Annotated in this window: 17 protein-coding genes; all 17 read left to right on the plus strand. The window is 64.2% G+C overall.

What is annotated here, in order from left to right; all coding sequences use genetic code 11:
• The first annotated feature begins 38 nt into the window (after positions 1–38).
• The 17 genes from BN1136_RS09100 (at position 39) to tldD (ending at position 20,751) form a co-directional block, all read left to right on the plus strand.
• On the plus strand, positions 39–1,259 hold the full coding sequence (locus tag BN1136_RS09100; RefSeq protein ID WP_043756877.1) for a type II secretion system F family protein: 1,221 nt from the start codon (positions 39–41) through the stop codon (positions 1,257–1,259).
• A 4-nt stretch (positions 1,260–1,263) separates the two neighbouring features.
• Entirely contained in the window at positions 1,264–1,722 is a 459-nt protein-coding gene (locus tag BN1136_RS09105; RefSeq protein ID WP_043756882.1) for a hypothetical protein, read from the plus strand.
• A gap of 77 nt (positions 1,723–1,799) precedes the next feature.
• The gene (locus tag BN1136_RS09110) at positions 1,800–2,459 is read left to right on the plus strand and encodes a prepilin-type N-terminal cleavage/methylation domain-containing protein (protein ID WP_043756885.1); all 660 of its coding nucleotides are present in this window, start codon (positions 1,800–1,802) and stop codon (positions 2,457–2,459) included.
• Positions 2,460–2,478: 19 nt separating this feature from the next.
• Positions 2,479–2,952 carry a prepilin-type N-terminal cleavage/methylation domain-containing protein gene (locus tag BN1136_RS20600; protein WP_043756888.1) on the plus strand — a complete coding sequence of 158 codons (474 nt, stop codon included), beginning with the start codon at positions 2,479–2,481 and terminating at the stop codon, positions 2,950–2,952.
• Positions 2,953–3,006: 54 nt separating this feature from the next.
• Positions 3,007–3,486, plus strand: a complete 480-nt coding sequence (locus BN1136_RS09120) for a pilus assembly FimT family protein (RefSeq protein WP_043756891.1) — start codon at positions 3,007–3,009, stop codon at positions 3,484–3,486.
• Positions 3,473–4,045, plus strand: coding sequence for a type II secretion system protein (locus BN1136_RS09125; RefSeq protein WP_043756894.1), 573 nt, complete (start codon positions 3,473–3,475; stop codon positions 4,043–4,045). The genes BN1136_RS09120 and BN1136_RS09125 overlap by 14 nt, the downstream gene beginning before the upstream one ends.
• Complete coding sequence (locus tag BN1136_RS09130) at positions 4,045–4,815, plus strand: PilW family protein (RefSeq protein WP_043756897.1); 771 nt, start codon at positions 4,045–4,047, stop codon at positions 4,813–4,815. Before BN1136_RS09125 ends, BN1136_RS09130 begins: the two co-directional genes overlap by 1 nt.
• 10 nt (positions 4,816–4,825) lie before the next feature.
• The gene (locus BN1136_RS09135; protein WP_231557855.1) at positions 4,826–5,269 is read left to right on the plus strand and encodes an MSHA biogenesis protein MshP; all 444 of its coding nucleotides are present in this window, start codon (positions 4,826–4,828) and stop codon (positions 5,267–5,269) included.
• Between the two features lie 25 nt (positions 5,270–5,294).
• Entirely contained in the window at positions 5,295–9,329 is a 4,035-nt protein-coding gene (locus tag BN1136_RS20400) for a DUF6701 domain-containing protein (protein ID WP_197068432.1), read from the plus strand.
• Between the two features lie 216 nt (positions 9,330–9,545).
• Positions 9,546–10,586 carry a rod shape-determining protein gene (locus tag BN1136_RS09145; RefSeq protein ID WP_005308111.1) on the plus strand — a complete coding sequence of 347 codons (1,041 nt, stop codon included), beginning with the start codon at positions 9,546–9,548 and terminating at the stop codon, positions 10,584–10,586.
• A gap of 41 nt (positions 10,587–10,627) precedes the next feature.
• A complete protein-coding gene (mreC, locus tag BN1136_RS09150) occupies positions 10,628–11,533 on the plus strand; it encodes a rod shape-determining protein MreC (protein WP_043756901.1) in 906 nt (301 codons plus the stop codon).
• On the plus strand, positions 11,533–12,018 hold the full coding sequence (gene mreD / locus BN1136_RS09155) for a rod shape-determining protein MreD (protein ID WP_010672635.1): 486 nt from the start codon (positions 11,533–11,535) through the stop codon (positions 12,016–12,018). Before mreC ends, mreD begins: the two co-directional genes overlap by 1 nt.
• Positions 12,019–12,069: 51 nt before the next feature.
• A complete protein-coding gene (locus BN1136_RS09160; protein ID WP_043756905.1) occupies positions 12,070–12,657 on the plus strand; it encodes a Maf family protein in 588 nt (195 codons plus the stop codon).
• 93 nt (positions 12,658–12,750) lie between these two features.
• Positions 12,751–14,220, plus strand: a complete 1,470-nt coding sequence (rng, locus tag BN1136_RS09165; protein ID WP_043756908.1) for a ribonuclease G — start codon at positions 12,751–12,753, stop codon at positions 14,218–14,220.
• Complete coding sequence (locus BN1136_RS09170) at positions 14,221–18,120, plus strand: YhdP family protein (RefSeq protein WP_043808403.1); 3,900 nt, start codon at positions 14,221–14,223, stop codon at positions 18,118–18,120.
• 99 nt (positions 18,121–18,219) lie between these two features.
• Positions 18,220–19,026, plus strand: coding sequence for a carbon-nitrogen hydrolase family protein (locus BN1136_RS09175; protein ID WP_043756911.1), 807 nt, complete (start codon positions 18,220–18,222; stop codon positions 19,024–19,026).
• Positions 19,027–19,302: 276 nt separating this feature from the next.
• Positions 19,303–20,751 (plus strand): metalloprotease TldD, encoded by a 1,449-nt coding sequence (gene tldD, locus BN1136_RS09180; RefSeq protein ID WP_043756913.1) that lies wholly within the window; start codon positions 19,303–19,305, stop codon positions 20,749–20,751.
• Positions 20,752–20,805: the final 54 nt, after the last annotated feature.

The raw sequence follows: 20,805 nt of genomic DNA on the forward strand, positions 1-20,805 counted from the left end.
AGTGCATCACAGTGCCCCCCGGGCAATCGAGGTCGCCCATGAGCCGCTTTGCCTACAAGGGGCGCGACAATCAGGGCCAGGCCGTCAGTGGCGTGGTGGAGGCGGCCAGCGAGCTGGCGGCCGCCGAGCAGCTGATGCGCCGGGGGGTGATGCCCACCGAGCTGAAGGCCAGCCAGGCGAAAGCGGCGTCCATCGACTGGTCCCTGCTGCTGGAGGGGGGCGTCAAGCTGGAGGAGCTGGTGGTGTTCAGCCGCCAGATGTATGCCCTGACCCGGGCAGGCATCCCCATACTGCGCGCCATCGCCGGGCTGGAGGAGAGCGCCCACAGCAAGCCCCTCAAGCGGGCGCTCCACGCTCTGGGGGAGGATCTCGGCAACGGCCGGCCGCTGTCGAGCGCGATGCAGTCGCACCCCAGGGTGTTCAGCAACCTCTTCGTGGCCATCATCCACGTGGGGGAGAACACGGGCCAGCTGGAGGAGGCCTTCCTGCAGCTCGCCAACTATTTCGATCTGGAGCTGGAGACCCGCAAGCGGATCAAGACCGCCATGCGCTACCCCAGCTTCGTGATGATCGCCATCGGCGTGGCCATGGTGATCCTCAACATCATGGTGATCCCGGTCTTTGCCAACATGTTCGCCAAGTTTGGCGTCGAGCTGCCGCTGGCAACCCGGATCCTGCTCGCCACCTCCCACTTCTTCGTCCACTACTGGTGGCTGCTGCTGGCCATTCTGGTGGGGGCGGTCGTCGGCTGGCGCCGCTGGATTGCCACGCCCAGGGGCAAGCTGGCCTGGCACCGCTGGCAGCTCCGGTTGCCCATCGTCGGCTCCATCATAGAGCGCTCCCTGCTGGCCCGCTTCGCCCGCAGCTTCTCCATGATGCTCAAGGCCGGGGTGCCGCTGAACACGGCGCTCACCCTGGTGGCCGATGCGGTGGACAATGCGTATATGGCGGGGCGGATCCGCGACATGCGGGGCGGCATCGAACGGGGGGAGAGTCTGCTGCGCACCGCCGGGGCCAGCGGCCTGTTCACCCCCCTGGTGATGCAGATGATCGCCGTGGGGGAGGAGACGGGCCAGGTGGACGAGCTGCTGCACGAGGCGGCCGAGTTTTACGAGCGGGAGGTGGACTATGACCTCAAGAGTCTCACCGCCCGCATCGAACCCATCCTGATCGGCATCGTCGCCGTCATGGTCCTGGTCCTGGCCCTGGGGATCTTTACCCCCATGTGGGACATGATGAGGGCGGTGCGAGGACAGTAAAGGGATGAGCAGACAGTCCGAACAGGATGAGCGCTGGCTGGGAGGGTATCGGCGGATGGTCGTCCTTGCCCTGCTGCTGATCATCCTCGCCACCCTGGCCATGAGCTATCGCAGCCACAGGGAAGAGGCGCTGGCGGTCAGCCTGAGCCTGCTCGGGGAGCAGTTTACCGAGCGGGTCCAGCGGCTGCACGGGCGCTGGCTCGATGAGCGGCGCCCCGCCGTGCTTCACGCCGAGGGCCTGGCCTGGCAGTTCGACGAGCGGGGCTGGCCGCTGGGGGTGTTGCCGCTGGGTTCACCGTCCGAGAACTGCCGCCAGCTGTGGCTGGCCCTGATAGGGCCGGAGGAACAGGGGATGCCGTCATGGCAGGGGCTCGCCAGCCGGGATGGATCCGGGTGCGAATTCGGCCGGGAGGCGCACTGGCTGAGCTACCGTTTTCACGATGGCAGGGTGGTCAAGCCTTGAGCCCCCCCTCTCAAGTGCTTCATCGACATGATTTTTTTCTATCTGCATGAAATAATGCACAACATTACGGAGGCAGCATGACAGCAAAGAGAGTGAGTCCCTGTCGGGGCCCCGGCAGGATGGGGGGCTTCTCCCTGATCGAGCTGGTGATCGTCATCGTCATCCTGGGGATCCTGGCCGTCACCGCCTTGCCCCGCTTTCTCGACGTGACCGACGAGGCGAAGAAGGCGAGCGTGGAGGGGGTCTCCGGCGGGTTCGCTACCGGCGTCTCCCTGGTGCGGGCACAGTGGGAGGCGGAAGGGCGCGCCAAACAGGATGGACTCAACACCGTGCTCTATGACGGCTCGCGTTTTTACCTGACGACGCCAACCGACACTCAGGTCAATAACGGCGAACTCTCCCCGGGGTATCCTATGGACACGGCGGCGAGTGGCAGCGCCGATGTGGACCCGGCCAGCCTGACGGCGGCCCGCTGCCTCAATATCTGGGAGGGACTGTTGCAGAATCCGCCCAAGGCGACCGCCAGCTTTGACGAGGTACGCGGCAGCGGCAATGACCTCAAGTTTTATGCTACCGTGTCCAGTAATGGACTCGATTCAGTCTGTCGTTACTATCTGGTCAACAGTCTGAGCAAGGGCAGCGATGGGCGCTATCAGGACCCGCAAGGGAGCACGGACGCCTACATGAGTTTCAGTTACCGCCCGGCCTCCGGCCAGGTGACCACCCATATCAATTGATAAACCGAGGAAAGACGTAATGAAGAAGCAATCGGGTTTCACCCTGATCGAACTGGTCATCGTGATCATCATTCTGGGCATTCTGGCGGTCACCGCCGCACCCAAGTTCCTGAATCTGCAGGATGATGCCAAAACGGCCGCAGCCAGTGGCGTACTGGCTGCCGTGCAGAGCTCTTCCCAACTGGTATACAGCAAATCCGCTCTGGAAGGCATTGAGGCTGCTGCCACTGGCTCCGTGTCCAGCGCTGATGGTACCGCGATCGCCGTGGTCTATGGCTATCCCAAAGCCTCTGACGATGGCATTGCCAAAGCAGTGACCATCGACAGCTCCTGGAAAGCTGTCTCCAGTGCAGCCAATACTTTCAGCTTTGCGCCAGCCGATGCCAAGGAGAAGGCTGACTGCGTGCTCTATACACAAGCGGCTTCCAATGCTCCGGCGACATCGGCACTTGGTAAAATCAATGCCAGCAGCCAATGTGCTGCGGCACAGTGATGTGACAAGGCGAGGCTTCGGCCTCGCTTTCTCTTTTACCTGATGAGAAGACCCATGGCTGCAACCAAGGGCTTTACCCTGATTGAACTGGTCATCGTGATCCTGTTGCTCGGGATTCTGGCCGCCTTTGCCGTGCCCAAATGGCTGGGCAAAGGCGGCTTTGAAACCCATACCCTGCGCGACGAGCTGGTGGCCCGGCTGCGGCTGGTGCAGACCATAAACATGCATGAAGGGGAAGGGCGTTGTACCCAGCTGGTGCTGGAGGCCAACCGCTTCGGCCACCTGACCCGGACGGGGAGCTGTACGCCCGGCCCCATCGCTGGCTGGAGCGGGGATGAGCAGACCCGGGGGCGGCTGGTCACGGCCTCCGGTGGCCTCTCCCTCCCCCAAGGCAGCTTCTCTTTCGACAAGCGCAGCGGTCGCCCCCTCTCTCCGTCAACCTGCACCGGTGGTTGCAACCTGGTGGTGAGCGACGGCAGGGAAAGCGCCCGGCTGCGCATCGAGCCGGAAGGCTATGTCCATGCGATCCCCTAAGGCTCGCCGCGGCTTCACCCTGGTCGAGTTCGTGGTCGGCATCGTGCTGCTGGCCATCGCGTTGACCGGCATCCTGGGGCTCCTCATCAACCAGGCGCCCCAGGCGGTGGATCCGGTGCAGCAGGTGCGGGCGGCCCAGCTGGCCCAGCGCATCCTGAACGAGGTGCTGCAGAAGTCCTTCGACGAGCATTCGGATCACAACGGCGGGCGTTTTCGTTGTGGCGAGACGGCGGATGAGCCTGCCGTAACCTATTCCCCCTGTACCGCCCCTGCCGACTACGGCCCGGACGGCGGCGAGAGCCGCCCTTATCAGTTCAACGACGTGGACGACTTCGATACCGAGGGGAGCTGGGTGGAGGCCAACCGCTTTACCCAGACTGCCGCCGGCATCCGCGACGAGGAGTATCGCGGCTACCAGGTGAAGATTGCCGTTACCCCCGACACCCTGTTCGGCAGCCAGGGCCATGGTGCCGAGTCCATCGGCAAGCGTATCGAGCTGTGGGTGCGTCTGCCGGACAAGAGCGAGCTGGCCTTTGCCCTCTATCGGGGGAACTACTGATGCGCGCGTCATCGAGAGGGTTCACCCTGGTGGAGTTGGTGATGGTGATCCTGCTGCTCGGGGTCTTGGCCACCTTCTCCAGCCAGTTCATCGGCATCGGCACCCAGATCTACGGGGACGCCAGCCGCCGCGAGCAGCTGATGAGCGATGCCCGCTTCGCCCTGGAGCGGCTCAATCGCGAGGTGCGGGACGCGGTGCCGGGCTCGGTGCGCATCGAGGACGAGGGGGGCAACGCCCTGGAGCAAGGGGCCTGCCTGCGTCTCTGGCCCATCGTCACCGCCAGCCGTTACCTGGGCTCTGCCCTCGGCAACGGGCTCACCATAGTCGAGCCGGATCCGCTACCCCGGGACGGGGAGAGTGCCATCGTCTACCCCCTTACCGACCCCGTGCTGACCCTGGATCAGGGCTGCCTCCATGGCACCTGCGTGGCCCGGGTCGATACCGTGGGCAGTCCGGCCTCGGGGGCACTGGCGCTAACCCTTGACAGCGGCTTTGCCAGGGAGTCGCCGGGACAACGGATCTACTTTGCCAGCCAGCAGGTGCGCTACTGCGTGACGGGCACCACCCTGACCCGGGCCAGCGCCGCCATCGGCCTGGATTTTAGCGGGATCACGCCGGCCCTGATGGCCGAGCATATAGATACGGGCTCCTATTTCTATCGGGATCCCGCTGCCTTTAGCTCGAGCGAGGTGGGGCTGCGGCTTGAGCTCGAGCAGCGCGGCGAGCGCGTCCTCTTCAACCACAAGCTGGAGACGCTCAATGTCCCCTAGGCCCCCTCGCATGCGGTGCACCCAGCGGGGCAGCGCCATCATGATCGCCCTCTTCGTCATCGTGATCATGGCGCTGCTGGCGGCCGCCATGGGCCGCTTCCTGGTGGACAGCGGCGAGAAGAATACGGTGGAGGTGCGCGGAGTGCGGGCCCTGATGGCGGCCCAGAGCGGGCTGGAGATCGCCCTCTACCGACTCTATCCCAACGACGAGTGGACCGCCCAGCAGTGCGATGCATCGACCACGACCGCCTTTGCGCTGCCCGGCCTGGCGGACTGCGAAGCCGAGGTGAGCTGTCAGCAGATCACCGTGAGCGCGGCCGGCGGGACCCAGACCGGATACAAATTTCGCAGTGAGGGGCGCTGCGGCGATCCGGGTGTGAACAGTGGCCCCAACCCGGACTTTGCCGTCAGCCGCACTCTGGAGGCGGAAGCCTTTGATGGCGCCATCCCGTGAGACGCTTTGCAAGGAGCCAATACCCATGAAGTTCAGCCCGTCTCTCTGGGTTTCTATCTTGTTTACCATGCTGTCGAGCCCGCTCCCGGTGCTGGCGGCCGATCAGTGCACCGCTGCCTTGCTCTTGCCGGTGCAGAGCCACGCCGCGCCCGGTGTGCTGAGCATGAACAACGAGAGCAAGATCGTCAGTTCGACTGCGGGAACCAAGTATCCTTTCCTCAGCAAGAACATACAGCCAAACGCCAACTGCAACAGCGGCGGTGTCTGGGTTAACGGGGTCTGGGTCTCCACCTGCAATGTCACTGGCGCTCTGGCGAGCCCCCTGCAAGATGTCGCCTTCATCACTGATCCCAATGTTTTTCCCGCCAACCCGGGTGGTTTTCCCACCTACACGGGTCAACACGACCTGGCCTGTGATGGGGCCATCTCCCCCGCAGCCGGTGACTACAGAAATGCCTCATGGGGCGGAAACAGCTGCGTGGCGACGCTGAAATCGGGGCAAACCTATCGCTTCGACACCCTCTCGCTTGCTGAGGGAGCCATGCTCAACCTCAATGGCGCGACCCTCTATGTCAGGAAGCTGACGATCAGGAATGACTACAACAGCGGCATATCTGGGTCGGGAAGCCTCCACACGAACGAGATGATCGTCACGGGCGACGGCAAGCTGTCCGGCGCCAGGGTCACCGTTTACAGCAGTCTGGAGATCTCTGGCAATGGCAATACCGGGACGGCCATCTTCCAGCCGCGCTATATCGATAACGTCACCATGGATGTGTCGGCGGGGGGCCAGAGCGTGCTCATGGCTGCAGGGAACTGGCTCATCCGGAATCTGGAGATGAAAAACAACAGTGCCCTGGCCTTTCAGGGCCAGAGCACCCTCGACGTCTACGGACTCAAGATGGCGGATCAGGGCCGTATTAGTGTTGCGGGCAGTCGCAACGATCTGACCGTCCAGCTTCATCAGACGCTGGAAATGAGCAGCAATGCGGCTATCGGCGGCTATCTGCAGGCCCGTTACGTCAAAACGTTCAGGCACCAGAGCTCCTCCAACATCAATTTCTATTTCCGTGGTGGCAACCACTGGATAGACAAGATGGAGCTTGGACAAAACGACAAGTTGTTCTTCGACAGTGGCAGTGCCACCCAACTCTACCTCAGGAGCGATCTCACCCTGAGCGATCAGATGGAAGTCAATGCCACCGGCAAGGCCAACAGCCTGATGATCTACCACTTCGGCAAGGTCACCATGAGTGCCAATGCCAAACTCAACGCCATTCTCTATGTGAAAGCAGGGGATCTGGTCATGGGCGATGATACCCTGCTGACCGGCACCGTATCGGCGGTCAATGTCACCATGGCGGGCAACAGCAAGATCATCCATGAGCCCTTCGCTGGAGATTGGCCCGGTATATGCCCCTTCTCCACTTGCAAGGATATCTTTACCGATCCTCCGACGGAGGGGACCACATTGACGCCTCCCCCTGGCGTGCTGGTGCCCCCCCTCGGGGATCTGGTGTGCAACAAGCAGGGTACCGGCACCAGCTGTACCGGCCACAGCGGCAACAGCTTCGGGCCCGGCGACTACGATTTCGACAACGGCAGCATCAGCAACAAGGCCGAGATCATCGCCACCGGCGTGACGGCGAGACTCTATTTCAACAACCTCGATCTGAACAACGCCATACTCAACCTCCACAATCCAGCCGAAAACCTCTTCATCTATGTGAAGGGGAATCTCTCCATCGCCGGCCAGAACCAGATAAATGCCGTCGTCTATGTGGCGGGCAATGTGCGCATGGCCGGTAATGCCTCACTCGAAGGGGCGCTGGCGACAGGGGGCACCCTCGATATCAGCGGGAATGGCGACTACTACTTCGATCAGGATGCCGTGGACAAGGTGGATCTCGGTAGCAACACCTGTGGTGGCGGCTCGGGCGGTACCCAGATCGATCACTTCGAGCTCAGCCACTCCGGTCAGGGGCTCACCTGCAACCCAGAGACTGTGGTCATCAAGGCCTGTGCCGATACGAGCTGTTCCCGCCTCGTCACCGAGCAGGTCAGCGCGGCCCTGAGCCTCTCTCCCGGCACCGCCAGCAATGGCTGGGTGGGAGGCAACCAGCTGACCTTCAGCGGAGGCTCTACCACGGCCCAGCTGCGCAACAACACGGCGGGTGCCGTGACCATGGGTGTCTCGGGTTCGACGCCAGCGTTCCTTTATCAGACCCTGTGCCGGGCGGGGAGCGGGGGGCCGAGTGCCGCTGCCTGTACCCTCAACTTTGCCGACAGCGGCTTCGTGTTCGATGTGCTGGATACCTATGCCAACAGGCCGCAGGATGTGGTGATCAGCGCCGTCAAGAAAGACGATGCGACCAAGCAGTGCGTTCCCGGCTTCGCCGGCGTGAGCAAGCCGGTCAGCTTCTGGGGTGCTTATATCACTCCCGATACCAATCTATTTGGCAGCAAGGTCGCGATAGATGGCAATCCTGTCTCGACGTATGCGGCCAATGTGGCGTCGCCGGCCGGCACTGTCATCAACGTGAACTTCGATAACCAGGGCAAGGCGACCCTGAAGAATGTTCGCTATCCAGACGCGGGCCAGATGCGGCTCAATGCCCGCCACGATGGCAGCGGAGATACGGCGGGGCTGGTGATGACGGGGTCGGACACCTTCATCAGCCGTCCGGTGGGGCTCTGCATCACGCCAACCCAGGGAGCCTGCGCGGCAGGCAACAGTAGCTGCCCGCTGTTCAAGCGAACGGGAGAGGCATTCCCGCTGACCGTTGCTGCCATGGCCTGGCAGGCCGACATTGATACCGACTTCTGTAGCGGCAACCTGCCCACTCCCAACTTTACGCTGGCCAATATCGCCCTTGGCAGCCAGCTGGTGGCTCCTTCACCCGGTGTGGAGGCAGTGGTCGGCACCGTCAGCTATGACCACTCCAACCAGCAGGGCAGCAGCAACCTCAACCCCCTCACCCAGACGGTCAATGAGGTCGGTGTGTTCAGGATGACGGCGACCCCGCCGGCCTCGGGTTACTTCGGCTACACCATCCCCCCAGCCAGCAGCGTGCCGGTGGGGCGCTTCGTGCCCTGGGACTTCAATCTGGTGAGCGGCACCGTCACTCCGGCCTGCGGCGACTTCAGCTATATGGGCCAGCCATTTGACGTGCAGACAATGGTGCAGGCGCGCAACAAGGAAGGGAGCGTCACGAAGAACTACCGTGATGCCTTTGCTAAAGGGGCACTCACTCTGGTGGCCGCCAACAACCAGGACGGGGTGGACAGATCCAACCGGCTGGATCCCCTGGTGACCAGCTGGTCCGCCGGCGTGGCGGACTTCACCGGCCAGAGCCGCTTTATGCGGTTGCGCGAGCTGACCCCGAGCCTGAGTGCGCCGGAAGAGCCGTTGCGGCGGCTGCAGTTCGGCCTTCGGGTCGCGGATGGCGAGACGCCCGAGACCAGCTTCTTCGCCGACCGGGACATGAATCCCGCCGTGACCGGCACCTGCCAGAGCGGGGTGAATTGCACCGCGAAGCGGCTCGATGTCCCGCAGGGGACGGACAACACCATGATCGCCTACTACGGCCGCCTGCTGGCCAGCACCCGTCAGGGGGCCGCCAGTGCCCCCCTGGCACTGCCGCTGCAGGTGCAATATTTCGAGGCGGGCCTGTGGCGGGTGAATCAGGACGATCTCTGTACCCGGATATCCCTCGCGAACGAAGGCATTCGCTTTACTGATGGCGAGCAACATTACGACGCCGCGACCGGGGAGCTGGGCCTCCAGGATGGCACCCGGATCCGCCTCGGCCTGGGGCAGGTTGCCCCCGGCGGCAGCGAGGTGCGCGTCGAGGGCGGGGAGACCCGGTTCCACTTCGCCGCGCCGAACCAGAGCGTGCGCATCCCCTACCAGATCCAGCTGGATAAGCTCCCATTGCAACCCATGGCACCCCTCTGGCTGGCGGACCCGGCCACGGCGGATCACCTGCTGGGGGAGGCCATCTTTGGCCGGGATCGGGGTAATGACAGAATTATTTATCGCCGGGAAGTGATGCCCTGACACCCGTGCCGCGGCGATGAGAGAGACGCATTGGTGTACACCTGCGTCTTATCTCCTTGTTTCGTAGAGTTTGTCGGCTTGTGCGGGTGAGTGATGACTCGCATTTTTGTCGCGCCTGATTGATTGGTGACAGTTTGAGCGCTTGCCCATTGGGGTGGGCATTGGTAAAGTTAGCCGGTTTTCTGCACCTCAAAATTCTTAGGATTTCCCGTAGCCATGTTCAAAAAGCTCAGAGGCGTCTTTTCCAACGATCTGTCGATCGACTTGGGAACTGCCAACACCCTGATCTATGTAAAAGATCAAGGGATCGTCCTTAACGAACCCTCAGTTGTCGCCATTCGCCAAGAGCGCGGGAACGCCAAATCGGTCGCTGCTGTCGGTCATGCCGCCAAGCAGATGCTGGGTCGTACCCCTGGTAACATCTCCGCCATTCGTCCGATGAAAGACGGCGTGATCGCCGACTTCTACGTGACCGAGAAGATGCTGCAGCACTTCATCAAGCAGGTTCACGACAACAACTATTTCCGCCCCAGCCCGCGCGTGCTGGTGTGCGTACCGTGCGGCTCCACCCAGGTGGAACGTCGCGCCATCAAGGAATCCGCCCTGGGCGCCGGTGCCCGCGAGGTCTACCTGATCGATGAGCCCATGGCTGCCGCCATCGGTGCCGGGCTGCCGGTTTCCGAAGCGACCGGTTCCATGGTGGTGGACATCGGTGGTGGTACCACCGAAGTGGCGATCATCTCCCTGAACGGCGTGGTCTACTCCCAGTCCGTCCGTATCGGTGGCGACAAGTTCGACGAAGCCATCATCAGCTACGTGCGCCGCAACTACGGCAGCCTGATCGGGGAAGCCACCGCCGAGCGCATCAAGCACGAGATCGGCTCCGCCTACCCGGGCGAAGAGGTGCGCGAGATCGAAGTCCGTGGTCGCAACCTGGCCGAAGGGGTGCCGCGCAGCTTCACCCTGAACTCCAACGAGATCCTGGAAGCCCTGCAAGAGCCGCTGTCCGGCATTGTTTCCGCCGTCATGGTGGCCCTGGAGCAGTCCCCGCCCGAGCTGGCGTCCGACATCTCCGAGCGCGGCATGGTGCTGACCGGTGGTGGTGCCCTGCTCAAGGACATCGACCGTCTGCTGATGGAAGAGACCGGCATCCCGGTCGTCGTGGCTGAAGATCCCCTCACCTGTGTCGCCCGAGGTGGTGGCAAGGCGCTGGAGCTGATCGATATGCACGGTGGCGATCTGTTCCACTACGAATAAGACCCAAAGCCGGCCGAGCGCCGGCTCTTTTTTGACGACTCATGAAACCCATCTTTGGTAGAGGCCCTTCGCTTCAGTTACGGTTGTTTCTCGCCGTCATCATCTCCGTCGCTGCCATCGTCGCGGATTCCCGCTTCGGTGTGTTCAGCCACGTCCGCGTTTACCTGAGCTCCCTGGTGAGCCCGCTGCAGTACATCGCCAACACCCCCGGTACCCTGCTCGACACAATGTCGACCCAGGTGCAGACCCGTGCCGATCTCATCGAGCAGACCAAGCAGCAGGAACAGCAACTGTTCACCCTGCGCTCGCGCCTGCTGAAGATGGATCAGCTGGAGCACGAGAACCAGCGCCTGCGGGAGCTGCTCGGTTCCCCCGTGCACAAGGAGTCCCGCAAGATGGTGGCCGAGCTGCTGTCGGTGGATTCCGATCCCTTCAGCCACCAGGTGCTGATCAACAAGGGGGCGCTGGACGGCGTCTACAACGGCCAGCCGGTGATCAACGATCAGGGGGTGGTCGGCCAGGTGCTGCACGTGGGATCCACCACCAGCCGCGTCCTGCTCATCACCGACTCCAGCCACGGCATCCCGGTGCGGGTGCTGCGCAACGACTTGCGCGCCATTGCCTCCGGCAGCGGCGAGCTCGACAAGCTGGAGCTGCGCAACCTGCCGCGCAACACCGACGTCCAGGTCGGCGACCTGCTGGTCACCTCGGGCCTGGGTGGCCGCTTCCCGGAAGGCTATCCGGTGGCCACCGTGACCCGTTCCGACTACGTGGAGGGCAAACCCTTCGCACAGATCGAGGCCAAGCCCCTGGTGGCGCTGGACAGACTGCGCTACCTGCTGCTGCTGTGGACCGACAAGAAACCGGACGTGCACGACAAGGATGAGGAGCCCGCGGCGAACGCCTCGGCGGTGACGGCTACCTCGGCGGCGGGGGCGACGCACTGATGCTGCAACCCGCCAGCGGCAGGATCTGGATCTGGTGCTCGATCCTGCTGGCCCTGTGCCTCTCCATCCTGCCGCTTCCCTTTCAATTCGAGCCCTTCCGGCCGGACTGGCTCGCCATGGTGCTCATCTACTGGGCGCTGGCGCTGCCGCACCGCACCAACGTCGGTACCGCCTGGGTGGCGGGCCTGCTGCTGGACGTGCTGCTCGGCAGCACCCTCGGGGTGCGGGCCATGGCCATGGCCATCACCACCTACCTGGCGGCCTTCCAGTTCCAGAAGATCCGCAACTTCTCCCTCTGGCAGCAGGCGCTGATCATCGGCCTGCTCTCCCTGGTGGGGAAGATCACCGTGTTCTGGGCCGAACACCTGTTCAGCCGGGCCAGCCTCAATTTCGCCTACTTTTGGTCGACGTTGACAACGATGTTAATATGGCCCTGGATTTTTATGGTCTTGCGCAAGGTGCGGCGTCGCTTCAATATCAAATGAATCTGAGCAAAAACAACGGATTGTGACTGCTCCTCGTCTCATTGAGTGAATATGAACAAGCACAACGAACTGCAACTGTATCTCGCCTCGGGCTCGCCCCGCCGGCACGAACTCCTGACCCAGCTGGGCTACCGCTTCGAGGTGCTCAGGCTGGATGTCCCCGAGCAGCGGGAAGCGGACGAGAAGCCACAGGACTACGTCTGCCGGCTGGCCCGGGACAAGGCGATGGCCGGCGTGGCCGCGGCTCCCACGGCGCTGCCCGTGCTGGGGGCCGATACCATAGTGGTGCTGGGGGACCGGGTGCTGGAGAAGCCCTCCGATCTGCTGGACGCCAAGGACATGCTGGAGGCACTCTCCGGGCGGGTACATCAGGTGATGACGGCGGTGGCCCTGGCCACCCCGGAGCGCTGCGACGTGCGGCTGGTCACCACCAACGTGGCGTTTCGCAAGCTGGACGAGGCGGAGATCGAGGCCTACTGGCGCACCGGTGAGCCCTGTGACAAGGCCGGCGCCTACGCCATCCAGGGCATTGCCGGCAAGTTCGTCAGCCGCATCGAGGGGAGCTACAGCGCCGTGGTCGGCCTGCCCCTGCTGGAGACGGACCTGCTGATCAAACAGCATCTGGAACAGCTCAAGTAACTTCCCGTCAGCTGGGCTCTGCTGCGTTTTCCTTGCGCGAGTTGTGCCGGATTGGCTTCATTGAATTCAACACTGGAACAGGCAAGGTAACTTATGTCGGTAGAACTGCTGGTGAACGTCACCCCCTCCGAAACCCGGGTCGCCCTGGTCGAGAACGGTCTGCTGCAGGAAGTGCACGTGGAGCGTCAGGCCAAGCGCGGCATCGTGGGCAACATCTACAAGGGCAAGATCAGCCGGGTGCTGCCCGGTATGCAGGCGGCCTTCGTGGATATCGGCATGGACAAGGCGGCCTTCCTGCACGCCTCCGACATAGTGCCCCACACCGAGTGCGTGGCGATCAAGGAGAAGGAGCAGTTCCAGGCCGGCAACATCGCCGAGCTGGTGCGCCAGGGTCAGGACATCATGGTGCAGGTGGTGAAAGATCCCCTCGGTACCAAGGGGGCCCGCCTCACCACCGACATCACCCTGCCTTCCCGCTACCTGGTGTTCATGCCGGGCAGCGCCCACGTGGGTGTCTCCCAGCGCATCGAATCCGAGGCGGAGCGTGAGCGTCTCAAGCGCACCGTGGCCGGCTACGTGGACGAGCTCGGCGGCTACATCATCCGCACCGCTGCCGAAGGGGTGGGGGAGCAGGAGCTGGAGCAGGACGCCGCCTTCCTGAAGCGCCTGTGGCGCAAGATCCTGGAGCGCAAGCAGAAGTACCCGCCGTGCAAGATCCTCTACGAGGATCCCAGCCTGGCATTTCGGGTGGTGCGCGACTTCGTCGGTGCCGAGCTCGACAAGATCCGGGTGGACTCGCGTCAGAGCTTCGACCAGCTCAAACGCTTCACCGAGGAGTACGTGCCCGAGCTCGCCGGCAAGCTGGAGTATTACCTGGGGGAGTCCCCCATCTTCGATCTCTACGACGTGGAGAACGAGATCCAGCGCGCGCTGGAGCGCAAGGTTGAGCTGAAATCCGGCGGCTACCTCATCATCGACCAGACCGAAGCCATGACCACGGTGGACATCAACACCGGCGCCTTCGTGGGCCACCGCAATCTGGAAGAGACCATCTTCAATACCAACATCGAGGCGACCGCCGCCATCGCCCGCCACCTGCGACTGCGCAACCTCGGTGGCATCATCATCATCGACTTCATCGACATGCAGTCCGAGGATCACCGCCGCCGGGTCTTGCACAGCCTGGAGCTGGCGCTCGCGAAGGACAGGGCCAAGACTAACGTCAACGGCTTCTCCCAGCTCGGCCTGGTGGAGATGACCCGCAAGCGTACCCGCGAGAGCCTGGAGCACGTGCTGTGCGCCGAGTGCCCCGAGTGCAAGGGGCGCGGCCGGGTCAAGACGGTGGAGTCGGTCTGCTTCGAGATCCTGCGGGAGATCATCCGGGTCAACCGCGCCTACGACGCGGATCAGTTCACCGTCTATGCGGCCCCTTCCGTGGCCGACTACCTGCGGGGCGAGGAGTCTCACAGCCTTGCCGAGCTGGAAGTCTTCATCGGCAAGCAGGTCAGGGTGGTGTCCGAGCCGCTCTGTGGGCAGGAACAATTCGATGTGGTGATGATGTAATTGATCTATCGCTGGCTGAGTCGGGGCTGGTTGGCCCTCGGAGTCCTCTTCGTACTGCTGGCCATTCTGGTCAGCGTGGTGCGACTGGGCGGCCCCATGCTCAACCAGCACCGCCAGGCCGTGATCGCGACCCTGCTCGGGGAGAGCCAGCTGGAGGTGAGCGTCGGGCACGTCGGGCTGGACTGGACCCAGCGCGGCCCGGCCATCGAGCTGGAAGGGCTCGTCATCGCCCCCGATTCGGGCCGCTTCTCCCTGCGCCTTGGCAAGGTGTGGGCCCACCTCGACTTCTGGCGCTCCCTCCACGACTGGAAGCCGGTGTTCGGCCAGCTGCTCCTGAGCGACGGCGACATCGCGCTGGATCTGACCCAGCCGGCCACCCCGGCCAACGACAAGGGCGCGAACCAGCAGGAGGCCCTGCTGCGCTTCCTGCTGACCCAGCTCTCCACCTTCGACATTCACGACAGCCGCCTCAGCCTCACCACGGCGCTCGGCGAGGTGCGTGCCCTCAGCATCGCCCAGCTGCGCTGGCAGAATCGCGGCAAGCGTCATCAGGGGGTCGGCAAGGCCTACCTCATCAACGGGATTGGCGAGAGCACCCTGGATCTCATCATCGACGTGGATGCCCCCGAGGCGCGCCTCGACCGCCTCAGGGGTCAGCTCTACCTGGGGGCCAGCGAGCTCGACATCAGCCCCATGCTGGCCAGGATCCACGCCGGCGAGCCAGCGGTGAGCGGCCAGCTCGATTTCCAGCTCTGGAGCGACTTTGCGGACGGCAGGCTGGGAGACTCCCTGCTGGCGTTTGGCAACAACCATCTGATCTGGAAGGATGAAACCAAAGGCGAGCCCCATCGACTCGATCTGCGGGGTGGCAAGATCCAGCTGCGCCGCGACGGTGAGGAGTGGCAGCTCGCGAGCCACGACGTCACCTTCAAGCTCGACGGTGCCACCTGGCTGCGCAGCCGGCTGCAGCTCGAACGGGTGGGCTCCCGCATCCAGGGTTATGTGCCTGCCATCGATCTCGACCAGGTCGCCAACCTGAGCCAGCTGGTGTCCGGCCTCTACCCCGAATTGACCGAGACCCTCAAGCGCACCCGGCCCAGGGGCCAGCTGCAGGAGCTGGTGCTGCAGGCCGACGGCGACTGGCAGGATCTGTCCCTGAGCGGGCAGCTGAAGGGGTTCGAGACCCAGGCCTGGCATGACGTGCCCGGCCTGCAGAAACTGGATGGCGACTTCTGGCTGACCCCGACGGGTGGCAGCGCCCGCCTCACTCTGGGCAAGGGGAAGGTCGACCCCGCCCGTCACTTCAAGGAGCCCATCCCGGTCGACAGCCTGAGCGCTCGGCTCGACTGGTGGCAGGTGCCGGAAGGCTGGGTGCTCTATGGCCAGGACATCGCCCTGGACAACCCCGATCTGCGCCTCGCCAGCCGCTTTCGCCTCGAGTTGTTCGAACACCCCTTCCTCGCCCTGACTGGCCGCATCGACGTCAAGAATGCGGCCCATGCGGATCGCTACTACCCCTTGGCCGTGATGAGCGACGATCTGGTGGATTACTTGAGCGGGGCCATCAAGGGGGGCAAGGCGAAGGGGGCAGACTTGCTCTGGTACGGGGAGTTCAAAGACTTCCCCTACGCACACGGAGAGGGGGTCTTCCAGGTGGCGGTGCCCCTGGAGCAGGCCACCTATGAATTCTTCCCCGGCTGGCAGCCGCTGACCGACCTGCAGATCGACCTCCTGTTCCAGAATGCGGGGCTGGACATGCGCAGCAGCGCGACCCGGCTCGGCAAGGCGAGCTCCGACTTCGTCCACGCCTGGATCCCGGATCTCTCCCCCGGTGCCCACCTCTACGTGGATGCCAGGGTCCAGGGGGAGGGGCAGGCCATCAGCGACTATCTGCAGGATTCCCCCCTCGGCGATTCGGTCGGGCAGGCGCTGCGGGAGGTGGAGATCCACGGCCCCATGAAGGGCACGGTCAAGCTGGATATTCCCCTGGATGGAGAGGGCGAGGTCAAGGCCAGCGGAGACGCCAGCTTCCACGACAACAAGGTGAGGATCGCCTCACTGGATCTGCCTCTGGAGAAGGTGGAGGGGCGGCTCGAGTATGACAACGAGCAGACGCGCATCCACAACCTCAAGGCCAGCCTGTGGAACCAGCCGCTGACCCTGGACTACCAGGGCAAGCGGCTGCCCCATGCCTATCAGGCCGACCTCAAGTTCAAGGGCAGCTGGGACAGCAGTCGCCAACGTCAGGACATCCCCGCCCTGGCGATGCTCCAGGGGCGCAGCAACTGGGCGGGAACCCTGGGGCTGACCCTGCCGGAGAATCAGGTCTTCAGCTTCCAGCTCGCCCTGAACTCCGACCTGCAGGGCATGGGGCTGGATCTGCCGGTGCCGCTGACCAAGGCCCCGGGGGATCGCCTCCCCCTCAGGGTGACGGCGCGGGGCAGGGACGGCAGCGCCGATATCCGGGCCGTGCTGGGGACGGACGTCGACATGCAGAGCCGCCTGGTCTATGGCGAAGGGGCGGCTTACCTGAGCCGGGTGCGGGTCAACGTCGGTCAACCCGGGGCGCGGGTGATCCAGGACAGGCCCATGCTGCTCACCATCAACCAGCAGCAGGCGGACGTGGCGGGCTGGCTGGCCCGGCTCGCACGCTGGCTGCCCGGCAAGGGCGAGGAGACGGGGGCGGCGGTGGTCGGTCCCGCCTTCCTGCCCCAGGAGTGGTGGGTGGATGGCCAGCTGGCCCGTGCCGACATCGGCAGCGCCAACCTCAAGGCGTTGCACTTTACCGTGGGGCCGGTGAACCAGGCGACCGAGGTCGTGATCGACAGCCCGGACGTCATGGGGGTGATTCGCCTGCCGGTGGCACCCCGTCAGCCCGTCGACGCCAGGTTCGCCCGCATCTACTGGTCAGGCAAGGGGGCCGATCTCAGCCCGGATCCCGATGAGCGACAGGACAAGGCCATCATGGATGCCATCCCCTGGCTCACCTTCAGCTGCGTGGACTGCCGCTTCGGCAAACTCCCTCTGGGCGAGCTGAAGGGGGAGCTGGTCCCCGGCGCCAACCGGCTCGATCTCAAGGGGCTGGAGATGCGCCTGGCCGGCAGCACCCTGACCGGCAGCGCCGAGTGGCTGGCGCGCAGCGGCCAGATGCAGACCCGTGCCCGGGTTCACCTCGCGACCCCGAACAGCGAGATGCTGCTCAAGCGCCTTGGCTTTACCTCGCCCATCGGCGATGCGCCGGGCAAGCTGGCGCTGGATCTGGCCTGGCGTGACACCCCCTACCGCCTGAACCTGCCGAGCCTGGCCGGCAGTGCCGACTATCAGCTGGAGGGGGGGACCCTGCGGGAGGTCAACGACAAGGGGGCACGACTGCTCTCCCTGCTCAGCCTCGACTCATTGCTGCGCAAGCTGCGCCTCGATTTTCGCGACGTGTTCGACAAGGGCTTCTACTTCGAGTCCATGTCCGCCTCGGCCAAGGTCAGGCAGGGGGTGGTGGAGAACAACGACTTCTACATGAAGGGGGCGGCGGGCAACCTGCGCGGGGAGGGGATCGCCGACCTGGTGCGCTGGCACCTCGACTACGAACTGAGCTTCTCGCCGAATCTGGGGGGCACCCTGCCGGTGGTGGCGGCCTTCTCCCTGACCCCGATCACCGGGCTCTATGTGCTGGCGCTCTCCAAACTGCTCGAGCCCGTGGTGGACGTGGTGACCCGCATCGATTTTCGGGTCTCCGGCCCGCTGGATGATCCCAAACTGATCGAGGCGGGGCGCAACCGGGCTCGCATCAAGCTCAACCAGGAGCAGAAGGAGGCGGTCGATGCGGTGGCTCCCAGCCTACCGGCGCATGAGGTGACCCCCTTCCTGCTCAGCCCCAAGCACGACGGGCCAGGTCAGCGTTGAGACGGGCAGACTTTCACCCCGCGGGGTAAAGGGCCATAGTGCACCATGAGGGCCCGGGGCAGTCAGCCTCCCGGCCGAGAACACGACAAGGAGCGAGTCATGTGGTTAGCCGCAATACAGCTGGTATCGGGCCGTCAGTGGCAGGATAACCGGGAAGAGATCGCCGCCCAGCTGGCCGCGTTGCCGGCCGGGCGGCCGCTGCTGGCCCTGCTGCCGGAGAACTTCGCCCTGTTTGGCGAGCGTCAGGGCTACCTGGACGGGGCCGAGGCGATCGGTGACGGCCCCATCCAGGCCCAGCTGGCCGAGTGGGCCCGCGAGCACGGCATCTGGCTGGTGGCCGGGGCCATGCCCACCACCATCCCCGGGTCCGATCATATCCACACCAGCTCCCTGGTGTTCGACCCGGCCGGGGAGCTCAGGGGCCACTATCACAAGATCCACCTGTTCGACGTGGACGTGGCGGACAATCATGGCCGTTACCGGGAATCGGAGACCTTCAGTCCGGGGGCGTCCCCCGTGGTGCTGGACTCCCCCTTTGGTCCCCTCGGCCTCTCGATCTGTTATGATCTGCGCTTCCCCGAGCTTTATCGCCAGCTGGCCCGGGCCGGTGCCCGCGTGTTGCTGGTGCCCGCCGCCTTTACCGCCGTGACCGGCGAGGCGCACTGGGAGCCGCTGCTGCGGGCCCGTGCCATCGAGAACCAGTGCTATGTGGTGGCCGCCAATCAGGGGGGCACCCACGAGACGGGGCGCCAGACCTGGGGCCACAGCATGGTGATCGATCCCTGGGGCCGGGTGCTGGCCTGCCGGGACAGCGGGTGTGGCACAGTGCTGGCACAGATGGACGAGCAGCTGGTGTCCGAGCTGAAGCGCACCATGCCCGTGATGGAGCACGCCCGTTTGCTCTGATGGTGTGGTGAAGAACTGAAGCGCAGCCGTTTGCCGGTGCTGCAATACGCCCGTTTGCTCTGATGGTGTGGTGAAGAACTGAAGCGCAGCCGTTTGCCGGTGCTGCAACACGCCAGGCCGTTGTGAATATACGCAGGTTCGATTCGCCCCATGGCGGCGCAATCGGATGTTCGCGAATCCTATAGTGTATTTGACGTCCGCTGACGGTTCGCGAATCGAACCCAGGGTCGGGATTTCACCGTTACGACATCTCACATCGAGATTGGAGAGAAAGATTTGAGTCTATTGAGCCAGGTTAGTGCCTCCCTGTTGGCCCCGAATGATCTCGACGAAGGGCGCCTGCAACAGCTGCTCGGCAGCCTGATGAGCCATCAGGTGGAGTTCGGCGACCTCTATTTCCAGCGCAGCTGGCACGAGTCCTGGATGCTGGAAGATGGCATCGTCAAGGACGGCAGCTACAACATCGATCAGGGGGTCGGGGTGCGCGCCGTCAGCGGCGAGAAGACCGGTTTCGCCTACTCGGACGAGCTGAGCCTGCTGGCGCTGCAGCAGTCGGTGACCGCCGCCCGCGGTATCGCGGCCGCCGGCGCCCAGGGCAAGGTGAAGGCCTGGGCCCGCACTGAGGCGAACCTGCTCTATCCGGCCATGGATCCCCTGCAGACCCTTGACAAGCAGCAGAAGATCGCCCTGCTCGAGCAGATGGACAAGTTCGCCCGCAGCCTGGATCCCGCCATCAATCAGGTGATGGCCTCCATCAGCGGCGTCTATGAAGAGATCCTGGTGGCCGCCACCGACGGCACACTCGCCGCCGATGTGCGTCCCCTGGTGCGCCTCTCGGTGACCGTGATCGCCGAGAAGGGGGATCGCCGGGAACGCGGCAGCGCCGGCGGTGGTGGTCGTTTCGGCTACGACTACTTCCTCGAACTGGACGGGCTGGAGAGCCGCGCCTTCGGCTATGTGCGCGAGGCCGTGCGCCAGGCCCTGGTGAATCTGGAGGCCATCGACGCCCCGGCCGGCACCATGCCGGTGGTGCTCGGTGCCGGCTGGCCCGGCGTGCTGCTGCATGAGGCGGTGGGCCACGGCCTGGAGGGGGACTTCAACCGCAAGGGCTCCTCCGCCTTTGCCGGTCGCATCGGCGAACAGGTGGCCTCAAAACACTGCACCATCGTCGATGACGGCACCCTGGTGGGCCGTCGCGGCTCCGTCTCCATCGACGACGAGGGGACGCCGGGGGGTTACAACGTGCTGATCGAGAACGGCATCCTCAAGGGTTATCTGCAGGACAAGCAGAACGCCCGCCTGATGGGCGTGCCGCTCACCGGCAACGGCCGGCGCGAATCCTACGCCGCCCTGCCGATGCCGCGCATGACCAACACCTATATGCTGGCCGGGGAGTCGGATCCCCAGGAGATCATCGCCTCGGTCAAGCGCGGCATCTATGCCCCCAACTTCGGTGGCGGCCAGGTAGACATCACCTCCGGCAAGTTCGTCTTCTCCGCCTCCGAGGCCTACCTCATCGAGGATGGCAGGATCACCGCCCCCATCAAGGGTGCCACGCTCATCGGCAACGGCCCCGAGGCCATGAGTCAGGTTTCCATGGTGGGCAACGATCTGGCGCTGGATCGCGGGGTCGGGGTCTGCGGCAAGGAGGGGCAGAGCGTGCCGGTCGGTGTCGGCCAGCCCACCCTCAAGCTGGATCAGCTCACCGTGGGCGGCACTTCGTAGGTTGGGTTAGCCGCGCAAAGGGGTAACCCGACGCATTCAGACCCCGGCCCTTGC

It is taken from the genome of Aeromonas taiwanensis (assembly GCF_000820165.1).
Classification (GTDB): domain Bacteria; phylum Pseudomonadota; class Gammaproteobacteria; order Enterobacterales; family Aeromonadaceae; genus Aeromonas; species Aeromonas taiwanensis.